This window comes from Acidilutibacter cellobiosedens, assembly GCF_004103715.1.
In the GTDB taxonomy this organism is placed as follows: domain Bacteria; phylum Bacillota; class Clostridia; order Tissierellales; family Acidilutibacteraceae; genus Acidilutibacter; species Acidilutibacter cellobiosedens.
Window position 1 is genome coordinate 3128820 of record NZ_CP035282.1, and the last position, 23285, is coordinate 3152104.

Here is a 23285-nt window from a genome sequence, read left to right on the forward strand (position 1 = left end):
AAAAAAGCTTTTACCAAAAAATAAAAATTAGGATGCCTTTTATAAAACCAATTTACGGAAAACTTATGTTAATATAATTTATAGCTTTCCTATAGGTTATAAGAATATAATATCATATAATACTATGTTTATGAAGCATCCTTCATATTTTCTCTTATTTTTCTATATACATTTTCATTTTCCGCTTTAACATTATATAAATAGCTATCTATATTTCCATTAAAAGATATATATTTATTAAATAGAACCATCTCTAAATTTTCTCTTGTTCTATTTATAACAAAATTCTTGTCCTTTTCAACTCCATATTTTTTATAGTCCTTAATTATCAAGCTTAACGCTTTCACAACTTTATCCAAGTCATATTTCTTTAAATCATATATCGGAGAAATGTCCTTTTCTTTAAAATAAACTCCTTTATCTACAGCCTCCTGCAATACTCTTTGTGTAGACCATATAAGACATTTCTCCTTTCTACAGGCGTCACTACAGCCTTCTTCTCCCAAGCATATATCATCTACAGCCTTTTTAGCATTTAAAACTTCAAGATAAAGCTTTGATGCAACTTCCTTCATCTCGGATTTCTGACCTGATTTCATTCTTTTATACTGCCTGATTAAAAACAATAGATAGATTAATATAGAGATTGCAGAAAATAAATAAGTTGTTTCCCAGCTCATCAATACATTAGGAGTAATATCCCATATTTTAAAGAGTCCGAACATTAAAAATATAAAAGAAGACATAATCTTAATTGAAATATCCGGCATCTTCTCTCCTATTTTTCTTCCTACAAAAATCCCCAAACTGCTGGTAGCCATCATTCCTGAAACTGTTCCCATAAGTACAAAAATAGGATGATTTCCTTCCGCCGACAGTGCCATAGCCGATAATTGAGTCTTATCCCCGAATTCTCCTACAAAGAATGCCAATGCTACTGTAAGTATAGGCCCAAACGTTTTTTCTTTCTTTTGTTTTTCCTTTTTTTCATCCATCAATGTCATGATTCCAAATACTATAAATATAAATCCCGCCGATATTTGGACAATTTCTTCCGGAACAATTGTTGAAAAATATTTTCCGAGTAATATGGCTATTCCGTGATTTAATATTACTCCGATAAAAACCCCTCCCAATACTTCCAATAGGGAATACTGAGTAGCAAAACTCATTGCCATTATTTGAGTTTTATCTCCCATTTCCGCCATGAATATTAAAAAAAATGATTTGATAAATTCTCGTATCATTCAACCACCCTTCCTTTGATTAGAGTAAAACCCTAAAAATTTAAAAAAAGACTTTTAATTTGATGAATAGATCATCAAACCAAAAGTCTCGCTCTCTCAATAACAAGTAAATAGAACCAGGTATCCTTACCAGTATGTTGATCCTATTCGTAGTCCCTACTACAGCTACTCCCCTTTAGCCAAATATTAAAATATTTAAATTTATCATTGGTAAAACAACTTGATTTTAATTGATATTTAATCTTAATATATATATTACCATATATAAATTTTAAGAACAAGAATATAGTTCGAATACAGTATTTTTATTTTTCATTTACTATAAAGTTAAGGCATTTTCTTCTCCGGAAGTAATCACTTTGCCGCTCTTTATATATGTTTTACTATTTCCTATCATAATTATGCTGTCCATACTTATCTCTTCAAAATTAATATCTCCTAAAGTAGTAATAATTACTTTGTCTTGGTCATCCAAATTTTCTACTATTCCTACAGGGGTGGAAGGAAGCTTAAAATTAAGCATTATCTCCACAGCTTTCTCAATATAAAATATTTTTTCTCTCTTTTTATAACAATATAATACTATAACAAAATTTCCCATAGATGCATATCGTATCCTTTTTTCAATTGCTTCCCATGAAACAGCAAAATCGCTCAGATTAATATAGCAAAAATCATCCATTATGGGAGCACCTAATTTACTTGCGGCAAATGATACTGTTGTAATCCCTGGAATTACCTCTACTTCGATATCATAAGAAACTTTCAAGGCATACCCTGCTATTCCATAAAGACAGGAATCACCATAGACTAATATTGAAGTTGTTTTCCCTTCTTTTACCTTCCCTATAGAATATTTACACCCTTCAGTTCCTTCTTTCATTCTGATTGGAAATATTTCCTTGCCATCTGCCAAACTTCCCAAATACTTTAAACAAGTCTTATCTCCTACTATTACATCTGATTTTTCTATTGCATCTATTGCTCTTAAAGTCATGTCATCCTTTCCTTTGGAACCTATTCCTACTATATATAACCTTGCCACCTAAACCCTCTCCTCGCTTGTTTCTCATACTATTATTTACTATATATAAATATTGCCAAAACAATTATTTAACTCATATTTTCTTCGACATTTTCCAATTCTTTAAATATCTTTATAACTCTTTCGTTATTTTTTCTGTTCTTTATCGCCAATCTTATATGCTTATCATCTAAGCCGTCAAAAGATGAACATTTTCTTATGAGTATTCCTCTCTTCAGAAAATAGTAAAAGAGAAAATTCTCATTAAACTTTCGACTTTTTATAAGTATATAATTAGACTGAGTAGGATATAAATTGATAAATTTTATCTTCATAAGGGCTTTCGTCATATATTGTCTTTCCCCTTGAATATAATTTTTGCTTTTCTCTATATATTCCTCACAGCCAAAAATATATCTTCCGCTGCAATCAGCCAGAGAATTAATACTCCAAGGCAATTCCACCTTTTCATATTCCCTAGCCATTTTATTGGAAGTACAGGCATATCCGAGCCTAATCCCCGGAAGAGCAAAAAACTTGGTTGCTGCTCTGATTATGGCTATTCTATCATAATCCTTATCTTTAAACATTTTTATGCTGTCATAATCCTTAGGGCAAAATTCAAAAAAAGCTTCATCAAGAAGTAAAAAACTTTCTTTTAAGTTAACAATATCATATATTAATTTAAGTTTATCTTCTTCTATCCTTAACCCTGTAGGATTATTGGGATTACCCAATATTAAGATATCACCTTTCTTTAAATTTCTTTTTACTGAATCTATGTCTATTGTAAAATCCGGAGATAAGGGGATTTTGCATATTTCCTTTTTTAATACCTTTCCTCTTTTCTCATATTCCGAGAAACAGGGCACAAATGTCACTACTCTATCAAATAATTGAATAAAATTATTTATCACTTCAACTGCCCCGTTCCCAACAACTATATTTGAACAATCACAATTTAAATATTTTCCTATATTAGATTTTAAAGTTCTATACTGTATATCCGGATATATAGTTAAACTGTTAAAATTGTTTTTAAGTTCATCATATAACCCTTCCGGTGGACCTAAAGGATTTATATTGCTGCTGAAATCTACCAGTTCTCCATCATATAAATCTCTATATGTGGTTATATCTCCTCCATGGTTCATAAGTAAAAAATCCATTTCCTCACTTCCTTTACAAAAAATTGATCAACATACAACATCCTTAAAACATTTTAGCAACATTAGGCTTTTACTATATAAAAAAAGGAATCCCTCTCTCGGAATCCCTGAACTTGCTTAAAAGTTTTGACAACTCAACATTAAACAATTTCCTTCCCTCCGAAAGAATGCTTTCACTATTAATAAGGCAGGTATCCTGACTTACGGCTTAGCCTCCTTCCCCCTTCCCAGCTTTCGCCAGTGGATATGGAATTCGTAACCGTTTACAGTAGCGGGGGCTGTAGCGGATTTTCACCGCTTTCCCTTTTAATCTATATAAATATAGAACCTAAATAATATTATAATTATATAAGTCTATTATATAATATCACTTCCCATGTTCTCTGTCAAAATTGTTTTTATCACTTTTTTCCTTCCACAATTGATAAATTCCTGTATTTTTCATTTCTACTACTAATTTTATAGGCCGCTTCTTTATCTAAAATAAGCGTCACATCCGGATGCAATTGCAATATTGATCCCGGAACTTTAGGAGTAATCGGTCCATTTACGGCATGGTAAACAGCTTCCGACTTTTTGATACCGCTGGCCAACAGCAAAATTTTTTTTACACTCATAATAGTTTTTATTCCCATACTTATAGCTTTGGTCGGAACTTCTTCGACAGAATTAAAAAATCTTGAGTTTGCATTTATAGTGCCTTTATCTAAATGTACAAGATGGGTTACCCCTTCAAAATTCGCATTAGGTTCATTGAACCCTATGTGGCCATTTCTGCCTATCCCGAGAATCTGTAGATTTATTCCCCCTGATTCTTTGATTAAATTTTCATAGCTTGTACATTCCTTTTCTATATCATCACACATCCCATTTAACATATGAATATTTTCATCTTTTACATTGATATGATTAAATAAATAATTCTTCATATAAAAATTATAGCTCTGAGGATTTTCTTTTGAAATGCTATAGTATTCATCAAGATTGAAAGTTACAACATCACTAAAATCAATATATCCTTCCTTATATATTTTTACAAGTTCCTTATAGGTTCCAATAGGTGTATCTCCCGTTGCAAATCCTAAAACACTTTTTGGATTTAAAATAACTTGACTGGCAATAATACTGGCCGCCCTTTTGCTCATTTCATCATAATCATTTACGACAACAACATTCATGTCATTACCTCCCAATATTACTTAAAATTACAAAATCAACATACCATTTTAATTTTTACTATTGTTGTACTATATTTGTTATCTTGTATATACAATTATAAAAAATTCCAGCTTACTTGTCAAATATACTGGCTAAAAAAACACTATATTCGCAATTTCTTTAATTATTTCGCTCTTTGAAAATTTACCTAATATATCCATCCTCATGACCAGTTTTGAAAATAAAGCATTATCTTGGCTATTATATTTATGTCTTTCAATAACGTTCTCTAAAAATTCCTCATAACCGTATATTTTAAATCTTTCCATTTCATATTCTTCGGCCAAATATTCTAAAAACATTATTAAGATATCTTCATAATCATTCTTTTTATCTAATCCAAGAATATTATTCAGTTTTGGTATTATAAATTCAAATAACGCTCTTCTATAAGGAACTTCTTCTATTTTTAATATTTTCCCAATTTCAAGGATTTTCTCTTCATTCAAGTTTAAAAGAACATCAACAAAATAATTTTCGTCTTTCTTTGGAATAATATAATATTTATTTCCTTTGAGTTGTTTAATAGCTTTAAAAGCATCAAAATATCCAAGCTTCAAATTAAACCTACAGGTTTTCGTATCAAAGTCCAGAGTCCTTCCCAGACTTTCTCTCGGAGAAATATATCTTATATTTAAATTTTTTTTATTTATCCTTCTATTTCTTCCTAAACCATGAGTTCTGACAACAATTAAATCCTCATAACCTTTATTTATTAAAAGTCCCATAGGAACATTATCATAGATACCTCCATCTATAAAGTCCTTCCCATCGATCTTTTCCCTCTTAAAAACGGGAAGATAAGCACTTGCCATTAAATATTCCACTAACTTTCCTTGAGGAATATCTTCAATATAAATTTCAAGAGGTTTTAAATCTGTTAAAGAAACTGTCACAATTCCAAAATCCTTTCCAGACCTTCTCACCTTTTCTTCATTTATCACATCATAGAGAAGTTCCTTTAATGGAGTTATATCAACACCTTTTTCGGAAATTACTCCCTTTATTTTTTCTGATATATCTTTTATATCTTCAATTTTCAATTTTCCCTTTTTTATCTTTTCTATATCCTCATCATTCGCATTAATAACTCGAGAATAAGTCATGTTATTCCACAACTCATAAGCTCTATCTATATCTTCTTGGGCAATCATCGCTCCGTTTAATGCTCCTACAGAGGTTCCGGCTACTCCGTCTATTTCCACTCCCATTTCTTTTAAAGCTTTATAAGCACCAATATGGTATGCTCCTTTTGCTCCACCACCTTCTAATACTAATCCTCTCATTAAGTTCACCTTCTTTTCCCTTATTCTTTCGTTACAAACTTATAAATTGGAATTTATATGATATTCCTACCTTTTTTAAATATTTCACTGTTCCATCTTTTAAAATCTTAGTATTAAAATTTTTTGATATATTATTCAGATAATTAGTGGTTCCCAACCCTTCTTTTTCCGTTACAGAAATTGGCCTGGATTTTATTATTTTCATGGGGATAACTTCTACCTCAGATACCTTTTTATCCACAATTTTAACCTGACCTATCATAGTTTTTGTGCTTAATTTATCTCGAGAGTTAAATACAAAATTCCCAAGACTATAAAAAATCGGTTTTCCCTTATATATTTCTATCCCCTGAAGCACATGGGGATGATGTCCCATAATTATATCCGCACCAGAATCTATGGCTTTCCTTGCAATAGATATTTCATTTTTTCTGGGAATATCATTTCTTTCAATTCCCCAGTGAATAGAAAGAATTACTATATCTGCTTTCTCTTTCATATCTTTAATTTTTTTATACATTTCATTTACATAAGGTTCATAAGCACTTATGATTCCTGCTCTTTTATCCGTAGCATACCATTTTACGTCGGGAATTACTCTTGAAAAAGCAACTATTCCTACTTTCACTCCATTTTTTTCAATTACCACTCCATTCATTGCTTCCTTTTTTGTTCTTCCCGCACCCGTATATTTTATCCCATAGCTGTCCAAATATTTAAATGTATCCAAAAGTCCGTCATAGCCATAATCCATAACATGGTTATTTGCTAATGTAACTAATTCTATATTTGCATCTTTTATCCCTTGAAGATCCTCAGGGTTCATCCTGAAATTAAACTGTTTATCTTTCCATTTAGTGCCTTTATTAGTAACACTGCATTCCAAGTTTCCAACATTTAAATCCTCTTTCTTCAAATAAGTTTTTGCTTCTTTCCATGGGTACTCAGTGCCTTCTTTTTCAATATACTTTTTAATAGTTCCGTCAAGAAGTATATCTCCCACTAAATTTATATCTATACTTCCCTTAGGTTTCATTTCCTCCGCGGACCCTACACTATTTAAGAAAATTAAGATTATTATAAAAATGAATAAGTATTTCTTCATAGGCGTTACCTCCCCTAATTAAAAGTTCTTCCACATATATTCTATGCACAAATTAGGGTAAAATACTTTCTAATACTCTCACAAAATTTCCTCCAAGTATTTTTTTCACAGTTTCCTCTTTATACCCTCTATTTATAAGTTCTTTAGTAACATTAGGAATACAAGTACAATCTTCCAATCCAACTGCCCCAAAGGATCCCAAATACATGTTGAAATCAAATCCCAGTCCTACATGATCCTCCCCCGCTGTTTCTATCATATACTCCATATGATCCATATAAGTTTCCAAAGTTTCTTTCCCTTGTCCTTCTTTACTTGTAAAATAAGAATTAAGCCCTATAACTCCTCCAGTTTTAGCAATTGCTTTAATTTGATCATCAGTTAGATTTCTTACATGATTTGTAATTTTTTTGGCGTTTGAATGAGAAGCTATAATTGGCTTTGTCGAAATAGCAACAATATCCCAAAATCCTTCTTCATTTAAATGGGAGACATCCACTATTATCCCCAACCTGTTCATTTCCTTTATTGCTTCTTTTCCCATTAAACTTAAACCTCCATTTTCATATGTTCCGCTTGCCAAATAATTTCTCCAATTCCATGTAAGCATTGCACATCTAAGGCCAAGTTCATAAAAAACTCTAAGCATGGAGACTTCATTACTTATAAACTCCAATCCTTCGGCCGACAAAACAAATCCTATTTTTTCCCCTTTAAGTACTTCATTTAAATCATCTTTAGTTTTTATAAGTATTGCATCGGAACAATTATCCAATTCTCCATACAACTCAGAAATCTGAATCATCGCTTCCTTTAAAGAACCTTCCGGATGAAGCTCTTCAAATAAATCTATAAATACAATATTGACTTCTCCTCTTTTTAATAAAGGTATATGAGTTTCAGTTAATATTCTCTTTTTCTTCATCCTATTTTGATACATATGAAGAGGTATATCCGAATGAGCATCTATAACTATGGAATTCTCGTGAATATGTTTATAATTCATAACAGCATCTCCTTTTATTAATAAAATTGTAACATACTTACAATATATATTCTAAAATACTCCAGCAACTTTAGGTTTAATAATCATATATCTCAAGCATTTTTACTACCGTTATTGTCATAAAGCACTTGATCAAACACTATACATAATGCCAATATAAAAGCCGGATCTTCATCTCCGAATATTTCCACTCCATAAGCATCTGAAATGGAAATCCACTTTTTATTTACCCTACAAATTTCGTTTCCATCTTTAAATATGGAAAAGTCATGGGCAAATATATCTCCTTCCAACGTAAAATCTCCAAAATCACTAAAAATATTGAATTTAGGTCTAAAAAATGTGAACTCCTTTTTTACATTAGCTACAATCTTATCTCCCATATATATATAATATTCCGGTAAAAATTTAAATATTTTTTGTTCAATGTATATTAAGTTATTTCCCGACATATCAAATATGTTTAGTTTATTTCCGAAAGAAAAGACCTTTCCTGCTACCTCATATACATTTCGTCCCGATTCGTCCTGGATATCAAATTTATCACCGATAGAAAATATTCTTTCTCTTACTAAATATCTCATTTTATCAGTCCCTCCTTATTTAAAATAACTTGCAGATATTATATTTATTGAATTGTTTCAATAATATTATATAATATTATTAATCAATATCATAGGAAAGAAGGAATTATATTGGAAAGAAGAGATAAAACTAATTATTATTTAGATATTGCGGAAGTAGTAGCAGAAAGAGGGACATGTCTTAGAAGAAATTTTGGAGCAATAATTGTAAAAAACGATGAAATTATCTCTACAGGATATACAGGAGCACCAAGAGGCAGAAGTAACTGTTGCGATTTAAAATACTGTATTAGAGATAAGCTCAACATTCCAAGAGGTACTCAATATGAACTGTGCCGTTCTGTTCATGCAGAAGCAAATGCAATCATCAGTGCATCAAGAAAAGATATGATTGGAGCAACATTATATCTTGTGGGAAAGGAAATGAAAACAGGAGAATTAATTCTCAATGCCAACCCCTGTTCAATGTGCAAAAGATTGATAATAAACTCTGGAATTGAAAATGTAATAATCAGAGATTCTAAAGATGATTACAGAACAATCAATGTAAGATATTGGATTGAAAATGATGAATCATTAAACGGAACTGCAGGATACTAATCATTGTTCTTTAAAGCCGATTTAGCAAGCCCATCGGCTTCTTCATTATATTTATTACCGCTGTGGGCTCTTACTTTTATAAATATAACTTTTAACTTGTCTTTAATTGAATTATAATATTTATTATACTCCTTTGTTTCCGTTTTATTTCTTTTCCACTCCTCTGTACACCATTTTTCAATTCCCGCATAATCATAGTAAAGATATAATGTACGAATGTTTCTTTCTAAAGCAATTTTCATAGCCGTCATGGAACCGTCTATTTCTCCCGCAACATTTCTCATATCAGATTTTTCTTTTTTATTATCCCTTCCTTTATACACCTCTTTTCCCTTCTTTGTAATAAGAACAGCTCCATATCCATAATATCCTGATTCTTTATCAAAGCTTCCATCTACATAGGCAATCATCTCTCCATCCTCTAAATCTTCAACCTTTTTATCTCTCCTAACTATTCCTTCATTTTCTATTCCATTTAAATAATCTTCTGCTTCCTTAAGCGTTAAAAAACTTTTATATTCCGCTTGAGGATACCCCTTTACCTGTTCTTCGCATTTTCCCCAACTATTATATATACCTATGTTTATACCTTTTTTTACAGCGTAATATTTTTTCTTCATAATTCACCTCAAAACATTTTATATTTATAGGGTACCAAAAATCAGCAACTAAAACAATATATTATTGAAATACCATTACAATTTTCATAAGAAATTTAACACATATGTCCATGTTGTCTTTAATAGTATATTAATATCGTATTATTAGAAGGTATAAAGTTTTTTTGAAGAATAAGAGGAAAATTATGGAGAAAGATGCATTTATAAAGAATTCAATTTTACTTATTCTATCAAATCTCATCACGGGAATTTTAGGATTTATGTATTCCATAGCCCTCTCAAGAGAATTGGGAGCCGACGGAATGGCCCTAAACGGCCTTATTATGCCCATAAATAGGATATCCCTATGCCTGATATGCGGAGGAATGTTAACCGCCCTATCCAAAATAATAGCCGAATATAAAGTAAAATATCAGTATAATAATATTATAAAAAGTATGAGGACAATACTTACATTAAATGTAATATGGGCCATTTTTATTATATTTATATTGTTTCTATTGATAAATCCAATAAGTGAATTTATTATAAAAGACGAAAGAGTCATTTATGCTTTAAGAATATCCTGCGGCACCATATTCTTTATGACTCTTTCCAATACATTTAAAGGTTATTTTTATGGTATTGCTAATGTAGGAATACCAGCAGTAATTGATGTTTTTGAAAAATCGGCAAGAATATTTATAATATCATTTATATTCAAATTCTATTCCCCCGGCTCAATTACGGCTAAGGTAACAGCCGCAAATATAACTATATCATCGGGAGAATTCATATCCCTTGTTTTACTGTTTCTATATTATAAAGTAAATATAAAAAAATATCATAATCGTTTTTCCGAACAACCTGATAGAACCAAAACATTAATAAAAAATATTCTTGTTATATCACTTCCTTTATGCTTAAACGAATTCATATCTACAATATTTTTTACCGTATCTACCCTCCTCATCCCCAAAAGATTAGTAGCTGGAGGCATCCCCTACGAAGAAGCATTAACTATGATAGGAAAATTTTCTAATATGTCTGTAAATATTGTTTCTCTGCCCATGATTATTATATTTGCTATTTCTATCGTTCTAATTCCTGATCTGTCCCAAAAATTAGTTATAAAACACAAAGAAGCAGTAAAAAAAAGAATTAGTTCCGTAATTAAAATTTCTTTTATTTTAGGACTTTCTGTATTAATAATATGCTTAATTTGGGGAGACAATCTGGGAAGAGTATTCTATAACAGAAATGATCTGGGAAACTATATTCGATTTGCTGCACTGTCTGCCCCCATATCATATACTGCTGCTGCTACAAACAGTATATTAAACGGATTGGGAAAGCAAAAAACCATCCTCAAAAATTCTTTAATAGCAGCCGTAATTGAAATCTTGATTATATTTTTTCTTACGGCCGTCCCTTCCATAAATATTTTAGGATGTGGAATAGAGATGATTGTAACAGCCATTGTAACATTAATCATGAATGGAATTGAAATCAATAAATTTTTAAATTTAAAATTCAGTTTAACAAATATCATAATATACCTTCAGTTGGCTTTGTTATTCTTCTACTGTATAAAAATAGCTTCAAATATAATAAAACTAATATCCTTTTAAATTTTTAATATATTTTCAATAATTACTATACTTGAAAAATAATAGTATAATAAAATTACATAAGAATATATTAAAGGTTAATCAATAAACAGAGAGTGTCAAAATTTAAAATAGTAATAAAAAGGTGGAGTATTTATGAATCTGAAAGGTAAGAGAATAGTTATTACTGGTGCATCTTCCGGAATCGGATGGGCTCTTTTAAAGCGATTATCTGCATCCGGAGCTTCTGTAGTCGGTGTATCAAGGAATCCTCAGAGAATTATTGATGAACTGGGAAATCGTGGCATAAAGACGATTACATGTGATGTATCTGACCCTATTCAAGTTGATCGCATGCTTGAAGAAGCGACCGAATTAATGGGTGGAATAGATATATTTGTCGCAAATGCAGGCTTTGCATATTACGGCAAAATTGGAAACTCAAATTGGGAGAAAATCGAACAAATATATAAGACAAATGTAATATCCCCAATTTATACTTTACAAAAACTAACTGAAAATAACAAAACGGAACCCTTAATCTTTATGGTCACCATTTCTGCTTTAGGAAAAATGGTACTCCCGGGATTTTCCCTTTACAATTCTACAAAATTTGCACTTGACGGATTTGTACGAACATACCGTATGGAACGCCCCAAAAATGTCAAAATAATACCTGTTTATCCCGTTGCTAATTTTACGCCGTTTTTTGAAAAAGCCGGAGGCCCCGATACTCCCATGCCATTATTGGCTCGCCAATTTCCGTCTATGACGGCTTTATGTATGAAAATAGGATTACAAGTAGAAGCCCGTTCAGTTTATCCTTCAATAATTTTTATTATACGTTGTATTTTATCAAGGGTTACACCTGTTGATGTTCTCGTACAAATTGTTGAGCGAATTCGATTTTCCGGATGGTTGAAAAGGCATGGAGAAAGAAATTGAAGGAATAAAATTAGGGGTTACCTCTTTTTGAGACAACCCCTAAATCTATCTTTACTTACTTACTTTCTTTTCTGCGATTCAAATATATCCCTGAATCCTTTGGCCCTCTTTGTTATTTCATCAAATTTCCCTTCTTCTACAAGTTTATTGCTTACAAGGGAACTTGCTATTCCTGCGGAACATGCTCCTGCTTTTAAGAACGATCCAAAATTATCAAGATCTATTGCTCCTACTGCCATCATTTCCATTTGTGAAAGAGGTCCTTTCAACTGCTTTATATAATTCGGCCCGAAAACTCCTGCCGGAAATACTTTTATGATTTGCACTCCATTTTCCCATGCTGTTACTGCTTCTGTCGGAGTGGCAATCCCCGGAACGGGAAGTACGCTGTATCTTTGACACATTTTTACCATTCCAAGATTTAAAGAAGGTGACAATACAAATGCTGCTCCCGATAATATAGCTGTTCTTGCTGTTTCAGCGTCCAAAACTGTTCCTGCTCCTATCAGCATCTTATCTTTATATTTAGCTACTAACTCCTTTATCATTTCAGAAGCTCCTGGAGTATTGAAGGTAACTTCTATTGTATTTACTCCTCCTGCAAGTAATGCATCTGCTATCTTACACAATGATTCAGCTGATGTTCCTCTTACTATTGCACAAACTCCAGATTCTTTAATTTGTTCCAGTACCTCATAAGCCTTCATTATTAATTCCTCCTATAATTTAATTATTTACAATATGAGCTCCCGGCTCATTATTCAAAACAAATACAACATTGTTTGCAGCTGCAACCCCCATATTATTTACAGCCGTAGATGTATATCCTCCTATATGGGGAGTTATTATAACATTGTCAAGCTTTAAAAGAGGGCTTCCTACTGGAGGCTCATGTTCCACGGCATCCAATGCTGCTCCTGCAATTATATTTTTCGAAAGTGCATTATATAATGCATCTTCATTTACAATACCGCCTCTCGCTGCATTAATAAGAAATGCAGTGTTTTTCATCATTTTAAGCTCTTTCTCTCCTATAAGATTTTTTGTTGATTCCATTAATGGAACGTGTATAGTTATTATATCCGATTTTTGTAAAATTTCTTCCATAGAGCAATATTTTGCACCGTATTTTTCGGCAAACTCATGATCAGGGTATACATCAAAACATAATACATCCATCTCAAATCCTTTTGCTCTTTTGATAACTCCCTTGCCTATACTTCCTGTTCCTATAACTCCTATAGTCTTTTTATATACCTCTGTGCCTAATACTCTGCCCCAGCCTTCGCTTTTTACTGTATTATTTGCTCCGACTATATTTCTTGCTATGGCAATCATAAGGCCAATTGTTAAGTCAGCTACCGAATTATTATTGGTATTAGGTGTATTTGTCACAACAATTCCTTTTTCCTTTGCAGCTTTTATATCTACATTATCATATCCGATGCCATATCTTGATATAACCTTTAGCTTGTTTCCCGCATCAATTACTTCTTTTGTTACTTTGTCGTTACCTGCTATTAATGCATCGGCATCTTTTATTAAAGGTATCAGTTCTTTGGCATTCAGAGGTTTTTCTATTGGAATTTTATGCACTTCACATCCGTTTTTTTCTAATATATCAAATGGCTCTGTGCTACTCTTACCAAAAGATCGTGCTGTAACTACAACTTTATACTTGGACATTATATCAACCTCGATTCTTAATTTTGTTCATCTAATTTTACATAATTTAATTTTACTATTACATTTGATTTTTTGCAACTATTTAATAATACCTTTTCGTGCCATATCTCTTCATCAAAAAAGTATCATTCTCACCAATTTTCAAAAAATTTAACATCATCGTAAAACGGAAAATCTGCTAATTGAATGTTAGCAGATTTTCCGTTCTTCACTTTTTAAGATATTATTTAAACACCTTTACTCTTTCTTCTAAAGGTTTAAATTCCTTTTCTCCCGGCAATGAGACTGATTTCCCGAAAGGAAGCTGAGCGATTAGTTTCCAATTATCCGGTACATTAAATGTTTTTTTAACTTCTTCATCTATCAATGGATTATAGTGCTGAAGAGATGCCCCAAAACCTTCCATTTCCAAAGAAGTCCATATTACAAATTGAAGCATTCCTGAGCTTTGCTGAGACCATTTGGGAAAATTTTCTTTATATGTAGGAAAATTTTCCTGAAGTTCTTCAACTACATCCTGATCTTCAAAGAAAAGTATCGAGCCATACCCACTACGAAAAGAATTAATTTTTTCTTCCGTATCGGAAAAATTCTGTGGCGGCACAATTTTTCTCAACTCTTCCTTAGTAATATCCCATAGTTTATTATGATTTTCACCTAACAAGACCATAACTCTTGCACTCTGAGAATTAAATGGACTTGGGGAATGTTTAACTCCATAATTGACTACTTCCAATATTCTTTCGTCAGAAATTACATTTTCCTTACTTATACCATAAAAAGAACGTCTATCTTTAATGGCTGCATAAAAATCTTTATTCATTCAGATACCTCCTTATCTTTTTACCATACTGACAAGTTCATGATGATTTTATTTAACATTTCTGCTTTAATCTATTTCATATTTACCCTTAAAATTTATTAATAATCTAATTATTAATTATATATCCAATTATTTGATGCTGAGCAGTATTTAAACTTAAATTTTCTTAGGACCTCTTCAAATTCTGGATATATCCTGCTGATTTAGAAAGCTTTTTCTTTCACTTGAATCAAAACATACTTTACCTTCAACATATGTCATATGAACGTTAAAATTATCATCCAGTATTACAAAATCCGCGTCTTTTCCTTCTTCAATGCTTCCCTTTTCATCGTACACATTAGACAGTTTTGCCGGAAGAGATGATGACATTTTAATTACATCTTCGATGGAATATCCCAAATAAGCCATGTTTTTAAATCCATACAAAAGATTTTTAGTACTCCCTGCAATAGTTCCGTCGGATAATCTGCTGCTTTCTTCATCTATTATTATCTCTCTTCCCGAAAAATCATATTTCCCAGGTCTCAATCCTGAAGCAACTATTGAATCAGAAATCATACAAATTTTTTCCGGAGACTTAATTTTTAAAATCAATTTGAGCATATCCGGATGAACGTGTATAAAATCACATATCAATTCACAATACACATTATCATCTAACAAATATCCTCCCAAAGCTCCCGGTTCCCTATGGTGTATTGAACGCTGGGCATTACACGTATGATTTGACAGTGAAATCCCCCATTGAATTCCTTTCTTGGTTTCTTCTATTGTCCCATTTGTATGTCCCCCGGCCACTAATATTCCATTACAAGTCAAATATTTAATCAGTTCTTCCGCACCGTCCAGTTCTGGAGCAACAGTTACATGAATGATGTTGTTACCGCTTTTTTCTATAAAGGATTTCATTAATTCAACTGACGGTTTCAATAAATTTCTTACTAAGAAAACACCTTTCTTTTCAGGATTTAAGAATGGACCTTCCATATGTATTCCTAAAATTTTAGCTCCTTCATAATATCCTTTAATTACAGAGCCTATTGTATTCAGATATTTTTTTATACTTTCAACGTCTTCTCCTCCCAAGGTAGGTTGAAAGCTTGTAACTCCAATAGACGGAAGATATTTGCACATCCCCTTTATTTGTCTTTCATCTTCTGAACTGACTGTCCAACCTCCTGAACCATGAATATGAATATCAATCAATCCTGGTATTATTAAATTATTTTCGGCATTTATAAATTCCAATTCTTTGTATCTGCTTAAATCCTCTTTTTCTATGATTTTCTCTATAATTCTTCCGCTAATTATGATTCCTCCGTCGATTACTCCATCAGGAGTATATACCCTCTCACTTCTAACAATAAATTTTTTCAATTATGTTCTCCCCCTATGTTTATAATATTTTAATCAAACTCATTACGTTCTGGGTTATGAAATCCCCTGTGGATTTCCCAAAGGGAGATGACCAGGCTTCATAATCCCCATCTTCATAAGATTCGGGAGTATAAACATAGCCCACCATTCCATTTGTATATCCTGCGATTATAACGTTATTAAAATCGGATTCTCTTTTTATATCAAATCCGTAATCATTAAACAATTCCACAGGAACACCTACAATCAATATATCTCCCAATTTTATAATCTGAATAGGCAGTTCCAAATTTATATTTTCCAAGACATCAATCAGTTTCAACGATATACTTGCCCCTTGATATTTTGTTATTATACTTCTCATATTTTGAGGTGAAATATTTGAATCATTTTTTGCCTTATTTAAGTCATATAATGTCCTTCTGTAATATTCCATTGCCTCCTTGCGGTCCGGTATTTCCTTCTTAGGAAATTTAAAATATCTTTTAATTCCATTTATTTCGTAATTATTCTTATCTTCTTTATTATCATAGGCTTCCAATACACTTTTAAATACAAGGCCACCCATTCTTTTAACTTCGTTAAAATCTTGGGCTTTTCTGGTGAACCTTGTACTCTGATTACCACAAGCGCCGTTTATAAACATACATACGCAATTATTTTTAAAATATTCTTCGACTAAATTCTGAACAACTCCGGGATAATCAGCAGATATATACTCATTATCAGCACCTAATACAGTAGGATGACAGGAATAATTGACTATTACTCCCAGCGGTAAATTATTTTCAGCAATAAGAAATATCACATTAACCGAATCATCTACAGGACCTTCTTTACATATTCTGTTTGAAGCCACTCCAACACATTTAGATTTTCCGTATGCTAATCTTATCTGTCTTAAATCCTTGGCGGACTTTAAAGCATTTTTAATCATAGTATCAATTATATATTCTTTTAATTTTTTATTTAATCTACAAGAAAAATTCTTTTCATCAAATTCCCAGTTAATAATATGAGGTGCCGAGTGGGTATGTGTCGCACAAATAAATATATTTTCCTCCGGGATATTTATTTCTTTTTTAATTCCAGAAACAACTTTATCGACTAATTCTTCATCTACTCCCAACAGATCATTAGATATAACAATTATAGTTTTCTCCCCATTGGAAACCGTAAGAGCCTTTGTATATATATTGTCATGTATTCCCTTGCTCCCATTTTCCCTATCTGCATAGCCTGCCATATATACACCTGTTGGCACGTTTAAAGGGGTTGCCGATGTATTTGCTTTAAAATTTAAATTCAAGCTATCCACTCCTTCATAATATTCTTCATTTTGTTATAAAAAAGGCATTTAATGAAACCCTTAAGGCAAATTATGACTTTTATATGGGTTATAAAACATGATGTTATGTTGTATATACATCTTTAAAATCATTTCTGACTACAAATAATCTAAAATTATAATTTTCTTTTTAAGATAGCTTCATACTTATATATATCACATCTGTATATGGATTTTGTATATTCAACTATTGTATCATCATCGCTATATGTGGTTCTTTTAAATAATAACCCTAACATATTTTCATTCACATTAAACAAATCGGCTTCATAAGGTGTAAGAATCACAGGTTCTACAGTTTGGGTTCCATATTTTAATTTAATTCCGTACTTATTCTCAAATAAATAATATAAGGAATTCTTTTCGGACTCCTCTCTACTGAGATTTGGAAAATTTTTTTCCGGAAGATATGATATCTCTAAGGCTATAGGTTCTTTTCCGGCAAACCTTATCCTTTTAATAACATATATCATTTCTCCCTTTTTCATATGAAATATCTTTGATATTTTCTTTTCTGGTATTTCCTTATTAAAATATAATAATCTATTAGTTACGTTATATCCTTTAGATTTCATCTCCTCTGTGAAACTGAGTAACTGAGAAATATTTTTCTTCTGCTTCGGATAAGACACAAAGGTACCTTTGCCTTGTTCTCTATATAACATTCCCTCATTTACTAAATCCTGAATAGCCTTTCGGACTGTCATCCTGCTTATTCCATGAAATTTACATAACTCCATTTCTCCAGAAATAATTTCTCCTGGCTTTAATTCCTCATTTTCAATCATTTCTCTTAATATTTCTCTTAACTGATAATATTTAGGGATAGGACTATTTTTATCTATTTTTTTCATTTGCACCGACCTTACTTATTTTAATTAATTATATCTATAAATTTATCAAATATTTTAAAATAATTCAATAGACCTGTCCTCCAAAATTTTACTGTATTGACAAATATGCTTCTTCCAACAGCTTATGTGATTTCATACTTTCCTCAAAGGTAGGAGTTACTTCATTAACAATTTTGTTATTAATTACATTTATTATCATATTCAATAAACTTGCAGTATGCATATCAACCATGAATCCCATAGACATTCTTGGATTAGGATATATGCTGTTCAGGTAATTTGTATAATTATCCGAATTTATTATTTCTGATATATCCCGGGAGTTTCGTGAATTATAAATACTGTAAACAGGTTCATAAGGATTTTTATCTGATATCTTAACATATCCATTCGTCCCGTATATTTCAATTTCAAAAACATCATAAGGGTTATAAGAAACCTTCGACACCTCTGCAGTTCCTACAGCGCCATTTTTTAACTCCAAGGTCATAAGGCCCCAATCATCAACATCTACTTTTTCCATCTTTTCTCCATTTTCTGACGGTCTTTCTTTAATAACGGTATTTGCCTTTGCACTAATTTTATCCACATTTTCATAACCAAGTAAAAATACTAATGCATCCAACAGATGTATGCCTAAATCCGCTATAGCTCCTCCCCCGGACATACTTTTTTTCAATCTCCATGTAATCGCTCTTTTAGGATTTAAATAGCTGCTGTGAAAAAACTGGCCTCTGAAATTAATTATTTCTCCTATACAATTATTCTTTATTATTGCTCTTGCCTTACTTATAGCAGGCATAAATCTATATATTAACGCTACTTGTGTAATAGTTTTTCTTTCTTCAATTAAATCCAAAATCTGTAATCCTTCCTTCGAATTTACTGTCATCGGTTTTTCACAATATATATTTGAACCTTTTTTGATAAAAAAGCTTGACTGTTCGAAATGCAGAAAATTAGGTGTACAAATATCTATCATATCTAAGTTTTCCTCTTTTAAATCATATATGGAAGATACAAGATTATCAAATCCTGTACCCTCCAAATTTTGAGTTTTACTGCTTACCATTGCAGACAGTCTATATACATTACCATACTGAGGAAATATTATAGGTATAACCTTATATGCAATATTATGGATTTTCCCTATATACCCATACCCTATTAACCCAACATTAATTTTTTTCACACTATTACCCTCCTATGTCTTAAATTAATAATATGATATCATTTTCTATACAGTCTGTCCGCATATTTTTCTAATAAATTCAGGTTGTGTTCAGGACCGCCATCGATATTGGCGCTCAGATATACCGGCGGAACATATCCTCTGCTTAACATTATCTCAACAGATTCTAAGATGGTAGCATTAAGAAGTATCGCTGCAGTAACAGATGATGTCCCACATATTTTGTTCGGCATGCCGGGAAGACTTACAGCCGCATCTCCTTCAACCCCTTTGTTGTCAAGAATCACATCTGCAAATTCATACAATTTTTTCCCGGAAGAATGCCTTGAAGTCATGGTTTTGGATACATCAAGGGAAGTGACAACTATTATTTTATTTCCTTTTTGCTTTACTATATCAGCAATCTCAATGGACATTGGATTTCTTCCCGAATTAGATATTAATACAAAACAATCATTATCTCTTATATCAACCTGTTCCATAAATTTCGTCCCCACGCCTTCAATCATCTCGTACTTTCCCCTCGAATATTCCTCAAGAGCCTTTGCCGGAATCAATCCTCCTGCCCTGCCGGCTATTTCTATAGCACCGGCATAAGAATGTCCGCTTCCAAAAGTCTGCAATATTCCCCCAGCCATAATTGAATCTGCTATAATTTTTCCTGCATTCCTTATATTATCCCCTTGAGTTTCTTTAACATCCTTAATCATCTTTTCAATAATATCAAAATATAGTTCGTATCCCATAGAAATTCTCCTCCTTAAAACAAATTATTTTTTAATCAATTCAATACCTTTTTTAGATAATCCATAAAATCGGTTTCAGAATCAGCGGGAACCATTTTGGCCGTCAACTTTATTCCCATGTCCCTTAGTTTCAAGAAATATTCTACGTCTTCTTGGCTTACCTTTATATTTCTTTTTATTTGAACTGTCCCTTCTCTATGGGCCATATTCCCTACATTTATAACCTTCAAATCTACTCCTAATTGAATCAAATCATAAGCATCCTTAGGACTTTTAAATATCAAAAATACCCTTTGATTTTCATATTTTCCGGCTTTAATATTTTCTGCTGCTTGTTCTTTTGTAATAATGGATGTACTCACTCCCGGAGGTGCTGCCAACCTTAAGACACTTTTCTGTATGCTGTTGTTTGCTACTTCGTCATCTGCAATCATTATTCTGTCTACCTTTAATGAATTACACCAAAAAGCCGCTACCTGCCCGTGAATAAGCCTGTCATCTATCCTAACATGTATTATGCTCAAAGTTAAACCTCCTTTAAATATTTTATAACCCATAGGAAAGCTATATTCTCATTAATCTACGCTTGACCTTAAGTGGGTTTTATTAAAGAGAGTATTAATCTTTTAATACTCTCTTTAATATTAATAATTTAAACTGACAAAATTGTTTTTAACTTAATATTCCAAATGCCCCTAATATAATAGAAATAGCTAAAAGAATCCATATTGCTTTTGTCGAAGTCATCTTTTTTCTTCCCAACAGCCAATATACAAAGAACACTAAAGCCACAGGAACCAAAGAAGGCATTATCTGATCCAATATTCCTTGCACTTCCATACTTACTTCTCCTGACTTAAAAACTGCCGGTACTGAAGGAGTTATCACCGTAGGAATCAATGCTCCCACAACAGTTAAGCCAAGAATGCTCGCCACTTCTGTTATGCTTTTTAATGTTCCCTCCATTACGGTGGCAATCTTTAACCCTTGAGTATATCCTAATTTAGTAAATTCCCATCTTATAAACCATCTTGCTATATTCCATATTAACCATATCCAAATTCCCAATGAATTCCCGGCTAATGCCATATAAGCGGCAATAGATCCAAATACGGTATTGGCAATAACTCCAAATATGGTATCTCCTACTCCTGCAAAGGGCCCCATAAGCCCCGTTTTAATTGCTGTAATGGTTTCTTCCGATTCTAATCCTTGATTTTCTTCTATAGCAACATTAGCTCCCAAAATCAGATGTGCCATATCCGGTTCAGTATTAAAAAATTGAAGATGTAATTTTACTGCTTTCTTTAAATCTTCCTCTTTAGTATAAAGTTTTCTCAGCACAGGCATCATGGAAAAGCAATAACAAAGTCCTTGCATTCTTTCATAATTCCATCCTGTTTGCCCGCCTAAAAGCCATCTGAGGTATACACTTTTTAAATCCTTTTTTGTTATTTTACTGGAATCAGCAGACCCATTACTCATCTTCGTTAGCACCTCCCGTCAAAGCACTTCTAACATCTTTCTGATTTCTTTGATATACCAATAGTCCTAAGGCCATTCCCACTATAGCAACTCCAACCATCGGCACTTTTAGATAAGCTGCTAAAACAAATCCAATTAATAAATAAGACGAATATTTTTTTACTGGTAAGTATCTTAATAATATGGCAATTCCCAATGCAGGAAGTACCTTCCCTGCTACAGATAATCCGCTGGTTAACCAACTTGGGAATACCTTTACAAGCTGTTCAACTATTTCATGTCCAAACAGCAAAGCTACAAATACAGGTATTGCACGAGATAATCCCCATGGTATAATTCCCAAAATATTCATTGTTTCAACTTTCTTAAAATTACCTTCTTCAGCATATTTGTCTGCTCTATGTTGGAAAAATGTGTTTGCAAATCTTGCCAATACATCAAGCTGTACCAATAATAACCCTATAGGCACTGCAAGACCTATGGCAAATTCTATTCCTTGACCTGAAATAACTCCAAAAGCAGTTCCGATTATAGCTCCTGTCATGAAATCGGGAATCGATGCTCCCCCGTAAGTTCCTACTCCCAAAATCATCAATTGCAAGGTAGCTCCTACAGCTAACCCCAATGTAACATTTCCCATTATAAGACCTGTAAAAAATCCTGCCTGTATTGGCCGACTTAATCCTATGTCGGTTTCCAAAGCATCATAAATGGCTACAAAAGCATAAATAGTCAGCAATAAAATTTGAACAAAGGTAATCTGCATACTACTCCCACCTTCCTTTAATTAATAGATATTTTCCCTACTATCCTCCTTTCTGTTTTTATTAATGAGTATTTCTAAGATTTATATAAATTTGCTGCTCCGATTATTCATCTTCATTCTTAATTTTATTATTTTTTACTATAGCGTTTACATCTGTTATTCCGTTAACTCCGGCATTTATCAAATTTTGAATTGAATCTTTCAGATTATCGGTTCTCCTGTTCAAGGCTTCAAGCAATAGTAAAAAATTAAATCCTGCTATTATATAAATTTTTTCGAAATGGTTCAATATTCGTGATATAGATATATTACAGGGAGTTCCGCCATATAAATCTGCCAGAATCAAAATTCCATCTTCGGTATATATCTCCTCTGCCATATTAAATACTTTATCTCCATAAGCAGATATTTCTTCTCCCGGCTCTATTCCAATAGCTTTGACATTTTCAATTTTACCCATAATCATTTCGGCAGTATTTAAGTAACTATCCGCTATATTACCATGAGATATTATTAGTATATTGTACATATGTTGTCTCCTATTCTCTTTATTTAAAAAAATATAAAGCAAGGACCATGCCAAATAGTTTTACACATCTGCTTTGCACGGTC

Annotated in this window: 24 protein-coding genes and 1 riboswitch; of the genes, 3 read left to right on the forward strand and 21 right to left on the reverse strand. The window is 32.1% G+C overall.

Features of this window, described 5'->3' with window-relative positions; all coding sequences use genetic code 11:
- Nucleotides 1-128: 128 nt before the first annotated feature.
- From EQM13_RS15075 to EQM13_RS15110, 8 genes are all read right to left on the reverse strand, one after another.
- On the reverse strand, nucleotides 129-1247 hold the full coding sequence (locus EQM13_RS15075) for a TMEM165/GDT1 family protein (protein WP_071140744.1): 1119 nt from the start codon (nucleotides 1245-1247) through the stop codon (nucleotides 129-131).
- Nucleotides 1248-1566: 319 nt separating this feature from the next.
- Complete coding sequence (locus EQM13_RS15080; RefSeq protein WP_071140743.1) at nucleotides 1567-2292, reverse strand: precorrin-3B C(17)-methyltransferase; 726 nt, start codon at nucleotides 2290-2292, stop codon at nucleotides 1567-1569.
- A 68-nt stretch (nucleotides 2293-2360) separates the two neighbouring features.
- The gene (locus tag EQM13_RS15085) at nucleotides 2361-3440 is read right to left on the reverse strand and encodes a pyridoxal phosphate-dependent aminotransferase (protein WP_234958928.1); all 1080 of its coding nucleotides are present in this window, start codon (nucleotides 3438-3440) and stop codon (nucleotides 2361-2363) included.
- Between the two features lie 169 nt (nucleotides 3441-3609).
- A riboswitch (cobalamin riboswitch) is annotated at nucleotides 3610-3787 on the reverse strand.
- Nucleotides 3788-3841: 54 nt separating this feature from the next.
- A complete protein-coding gene (gene nagB, locus EQM13_RS15090) occupies nucleotides 3842-4618 on the reverse strand; it encodes a glucosamine-6-phosphate deaminase (protein WP_071140737.1) in 777 nt (258 codons plus the stop codon).
- A 132-nt stretch (nucleotides 4619-4750) separates the two neighbouring features.
- Entirely contained in the window at nucleotides 4751-5944 is a 1194-nt protein-coding gene (locus EQM13_RS15095; protein ID WP_071140736.1) for a patatin-like phospholipase family protein, read from the reverse strand.
- Between the two features lie 31 nt (nucleotides 5945-5975).
- A complete protein-coding gene (locus EQM13_RS15100; protein WP_071140735.1) occupies nucleotides 5976-7049 on the reverse strand; it encodes a CapA family protein in 1074 nt (357 codons plus the stop codon).
- A 52-nt stretch (nucleotides 7050-7101) separates the two neighbouring features.
- Nucleotides 7102-8055 (reverse strand): dipeptidase, encoded by a 954-nt coding sequence (locus tag EQM13_RS15105; protein ID WP_128753103.1) that lies wholly within the window; start codon nucleotides 8053-8055, stop codon nucleotides 7102-7104.
- A 92-nt stretch (nucleotides 8056-8147) separates the two neighbouring features.
- Nucleotides 8148-8639 carry an LURP-one-related/scramblase family protein gene (locus EQM13_RS15110; RefSeq protein WP_071140733.1) on the reverse strand — a complete coding sequence of 164 codons (492 nt, stop codon included), beginning with the start codon at nucleotides 8637-8639 and terminating at the stop codon, nucleotides 8148-8150.
- Between the two features lie 111 nt (nucleotides 8640-8750).
- Here EQM13_RS15110 and EQM13_RS15115 point away from each other — a divergent pair, with 111 nt between their 5' ends.
- Nucleotides 8751-9239: a deoxycytidylate deaminase gene (locus tag EQM13_RS15115; RefSeq protein WP_071140732.1), complete on the forward strand. Its 489-nt coding sequence runs from the start codon at nucleotides 8751-8753 to the stop codon at nucleotides 9237-9239.
- On the opposite strand, the gene EQM13_RS15120 is transcribed toward EQM13_RS15115, so the two are convergent.
- Nucleotides 9236-9859 (reverse strand): ribonuclease H1 domain-containing protein, encoded by a 624-nt coding sequence (locus EQM13_RS15120; RefSeq protein ID WP_071140731.1) that lies wholly within the window; start codon nucleotides 9857-9859, stop codon nucleotides 9236-9238. The two genes, EQM13_RS15115 and EQM13_RS15120, sit on opposite strands and share 4 nt — an antisense overlap.
- Nucleotides 9860-10044: 185 nt before the next feature.
- Here EQM13_RS15120 and spoVB point away from each other — a divergent pair, with 185 nt between their 5' ends.
- Nucleotides 10045-11469, forward strand: a complete 1425-nt coding sequence (gene spoVB / locus EQM13_RS15125) for a stage V sporulation protein B (protein ID WP_128753104.1) — start codon at nucleotides 10045-10047, stop codon at nucleotides 11467-11469.
- Nucleotides 11470-11604: 135 nt separating this feature from the next.
- Nucleotides 11605-12393 carry an SDR family NAD(P)-dependent oxidoreductase gene (locus tag EQM13_RS15130; RefSeq protein ID WP_071140729.1) on the forward strand — a complete coding sequence of 263 codons (789 nt, stop codon included), beginning with the start codon at nucleotides 11605-11607 and terminating at the stop codon, nucleotides 12391-12393.
- A gap of 59 nt (nucleotides 12394-12452) precedes the next feature.
- On the opposite strand, the gene EQM13_RS15135 is transcribed toward EQM13_RS15130, so the two are convergent.
- The 12 genes from EQM13_RS15135 to EQM13_RS15190 form a co-directional block, all read right to left on the reverse strand.
- Nucleotides 12453-13100 carry a bifunctional 4-hydroxy-2-oxoglutarate aldolase/2-dehydro-3-deoxy-phosphogluconate aldolase gene (locus EQM13_RS15135; protein ID WP_071140728.1) on the reverse strand — a complete coding sequence of 216 codons (648 nt, stop codon included), beginning with the start codon at nucleotides 13098-13100 and terminating at the stop codon, nucleotides 12453-12455.
- Between the two features lie 19 nt (nucleotides 13101-13119).
- Nucleotides 13120-14079: a phosphoglycerate dehydrogenase gene (locus EQM13_RS15140; RefSeq protein ID WP_071140727.1), complete on the reverse strand. Its 960-nt coding sequence runs from the start codon at nucleotides 14077-14079 to the stop codon at nucleotides 13120-13122.
- Nucleotides 14080-14302: 223 nt separating this feature from the next.
- The gene (locus EQM13_RS15145) at nucleotides 14303-14902 is read right to left on the reverse strand and encodes a nitroreductase family protein (RefSeq protein ID WP_071140726.1); all 600 of its coding nucleotides are present in this window, start codon (nucleotides 14900-14902) and stop codon (nucleotides 14303-14305) included.
- Between the two features lie 177 nt (nucleotides 14903-15079).
- Entirely contained in the window at nucleotides 15080-16282 is a 1203-nt protein-coding gene (gene nagA / locus EQM13_RS15150; protein WP_071140725.1) for an N-acetylglucosamine-6-phosphate deacetylase, read from the reverse strand.
- A 19-nt stretch (nucleotides 16283-16301) separates the two neighbouring features.
- Complete coding sequence (locus EQM13_RS15155) at nucleotides 16302-17591, reverse strand: neutral/alkaline non-lysosomal ceramidase N-terminal domain-containing protein (protein ID WP_128753105.1); 1290 nt, start codon at nucleotides 17589-17591, stop codon at nucleotides 16302-16304.
- A gap of 155 nt (nucleotides 17592-17746) precedes the next feature.
- Nucleotides 17747-18484, reverse strand: a complete 738-nt coding sequence (locus tag EQM13_RS15160) for a GntR family transcriptional regulator (RefSeq protein ID WP_071140723.1) — start codon at nucleotides 18482-18484, stop codon at nucleotides 17747-17749.
- An 88-nt stretch (nucleotides 18485-18572) separates the two neighbouring features.
- A complete protein-coding gene (locus tag EQM13_RS15165; RefSeq protein ID WP_071140722.1) occupies nucleotides 18573-19676 on the reverse strand; it encodes a Gfo/Idh/MocA family protein in 1104 nt (367 codons plus the stop codon).
- A 38-nt stretch (nucleotides 19677-19714) separates the two neighbouring features.
- Nucleotides 19715-20422 carry an SIS domain-containing protein gene (locus tag EQM13_RS15170; protein ID WP_071140721.1) on the reverse strand — a complete coding sequence of 236 codons (708 nt, stop codon included), beginning with the start codon at nucleotides 20420-20422 and terminating at the stop codon, nucleotides 19715-19717.
- A gap of 35 nt (nucleotides 20423-20457) precedes the next feature.
- Nucleotides 20458-20946, reverse strand: coding sequence for a PTS system mannose/fructose/N-acetylgalactosamine-transporter subunit IIB (locus EQM13_RS15175; protein ID WP_071140720.1), 489 nt, complete (start codon nucleotides 20944-20946; stop codon nucleotides 20458-20460).
- Between the two features lie 148 nt (nucleotides 20947-21094).
- Complete coding sequence (locus EQM13_RS15180) at nucleotides 21095-21907, reverse strand: PTS system mannose/fructose/sorbose family transporter subunit IID (protein WP_071140719.1); 813 nt, start codon at nucleotides 21905-21907, stop codon at nucleotides 21095-21097.
- Nucleotides 21900-22673 carry a PTS mannose/fructose/sorbose/N-acetylgalactosamine transporter subunit IIC gene (locus EQM13_RS15185; protein WP_071140718.1) on the reverse strand — a complete coding sequence of 258 codons (774 nt, stop codon included), beginning with the start codon at nucleotides 22671-22673 and terminating at the stop codon, nucleotides 21900-21902. The genes EQM13_RS15180 and EQM13_RS15185 overlap by 8 nt, the downstream gene beginning before the upstream one ends.
- A 103-nt stretch (nucleotides 22674-22776) precedes the next feature.
- Nucleotides 22777-23202 carry a PTS sugar transporter subunit IIA gene (locus EQM13_RS15190; protein WP_071140717.1) on the reverse strand — a complete coding sequence of 142 codons (426 nt, stop codon included), beginning with the start codon at nucleotides 23200-23202 and terminating at the stop codon, nucleotides 22777-22779.
- Nucleotides 23203-23285 lie beyond the last annotated feature (83 nt).

Bases quoted from the DNA above. Each gene is read 5' to 3' on its own strand.
- EQM13_RS15105 (WP_128753103.1), bottom strand. From the start codon at position 8,055: ATGAATTATAAACATATTCACGAGAATTCCATAGTTATAGATGCTCAT.
- EQM13_RS15170 (WP_071140721.1), bottom strand. From the start codon at position 20,422: ATGGGATACGAACTATATTTTGATATTATTGAAAAGATGATTAAGGAT.
- EQM13_RS15075 (WP_071140744.1), bottom strand. From the start codon at position 1,247: ATGATACGAGAATTTATCAAATCATTTTTTTTAATATTCATGGCGGAA.
- EQM13_RS15140 (WP_071140727.1), bottom strand. From the start codon at position 14,079: ATGTCCAAGTATAAAGTTGTAGTTACAGCACGATCTTTTGGTAAGAGT.
- EQM13_RS15110 (WP_071140733.1), bottom strand. From the start codon at position 8,639: ATGAGATATTTAGTAAGAGAAAGAATATTTTCTATCGGTGATAAATTT.
- nagB (WP_071140737.1), bottom strand. From the start codon at position 4,618: ATGAATGTTGTTGTCGTAAATGATTATGATGAAATGAGCAAAAGGGCG.
- EQM13_RS15085 (WP_234958928.1), bottom strand. From the start codon at position 3,440: ATGGATTTTTTACTTATGAACCATGGAGGAGATATAACCACATATAGA.
- EQM13_RS15135 (WP_071140728.1), bottom strand. From the start codon at position 13,100: ATGAAGGCTTATGAGGTACTGGAACAAATTAAAGAATCTGGAGTTTGT.
- EQM13_RS15120 (WP_071140731.1), bottom strand. From the start codon at position 9,859: ATGAAGAAAAAATATTACGCTGTAAAAAAAGGTATAAACATAGGTATA.
- EQM13_RS15185 (WP_071140718.1), bottom strand. From the start codon at position 22,673: ATGCAGATTACCTTTGTTCAAATTTTATTGCTGACTATTTATGCTTTT.
- EQM13_RS15145 (WP_071140726.1), bottom strand. From the start codon at position 14,902: ATGAATAAAGATTTTTATGCAGCCATTAAAGATAGACGTTCTTTTTAT.
- EQM13_RS15190 (WP_071140717.1), bottom strand. From the start codon at position 23,202: ATGTACAATATACTAATAATATCTCATGGTAATATAGCGGATAGTTAC.
- EQM13_RS15180 (WP_071140719.1), bottom strand. From the start codon at position 21,907: ATGAGTAATGGGTCTGCTGATTCCAGTAAAATAACAAAAAAGGATTTA.
- EQM13_RS15130 (WP_071140729.1), top strand. From the start codon at position 11,605: ATGAATCTGAAAGGTAAGAGAATAGTTATTACTGGTGCATCTTCCGGA.
- EQM13_RS15100 (WP_071140735.1), bottom strand. From the start codon at position 7,049: ATGAAGAAATACTTATTCATTTTTATAATAATCTTAATTTTCTTAAAT.
- EQM13_RS15095 (WP_071140736.1), bottom strand. From the start codon at position 5,944: ATGAGAGGATTAGTATTAGAAGGTGGTGGAGCAAAAGGAGCATACCAT.
- EQM13_RS15160 (WP_071140723.1), bottom strand. From the start codon at position 18,484: ATGAAAAAAATAGATAAAAATAGTCCTATCCCTAAATATTATCAGTTA.
- spoVB (WP_128753104.1), top strand. From the start codon at position 10,045: ATGGAGAAAGATGCATTTATAAAGAATTCAATTTTACTTATTCTATCA.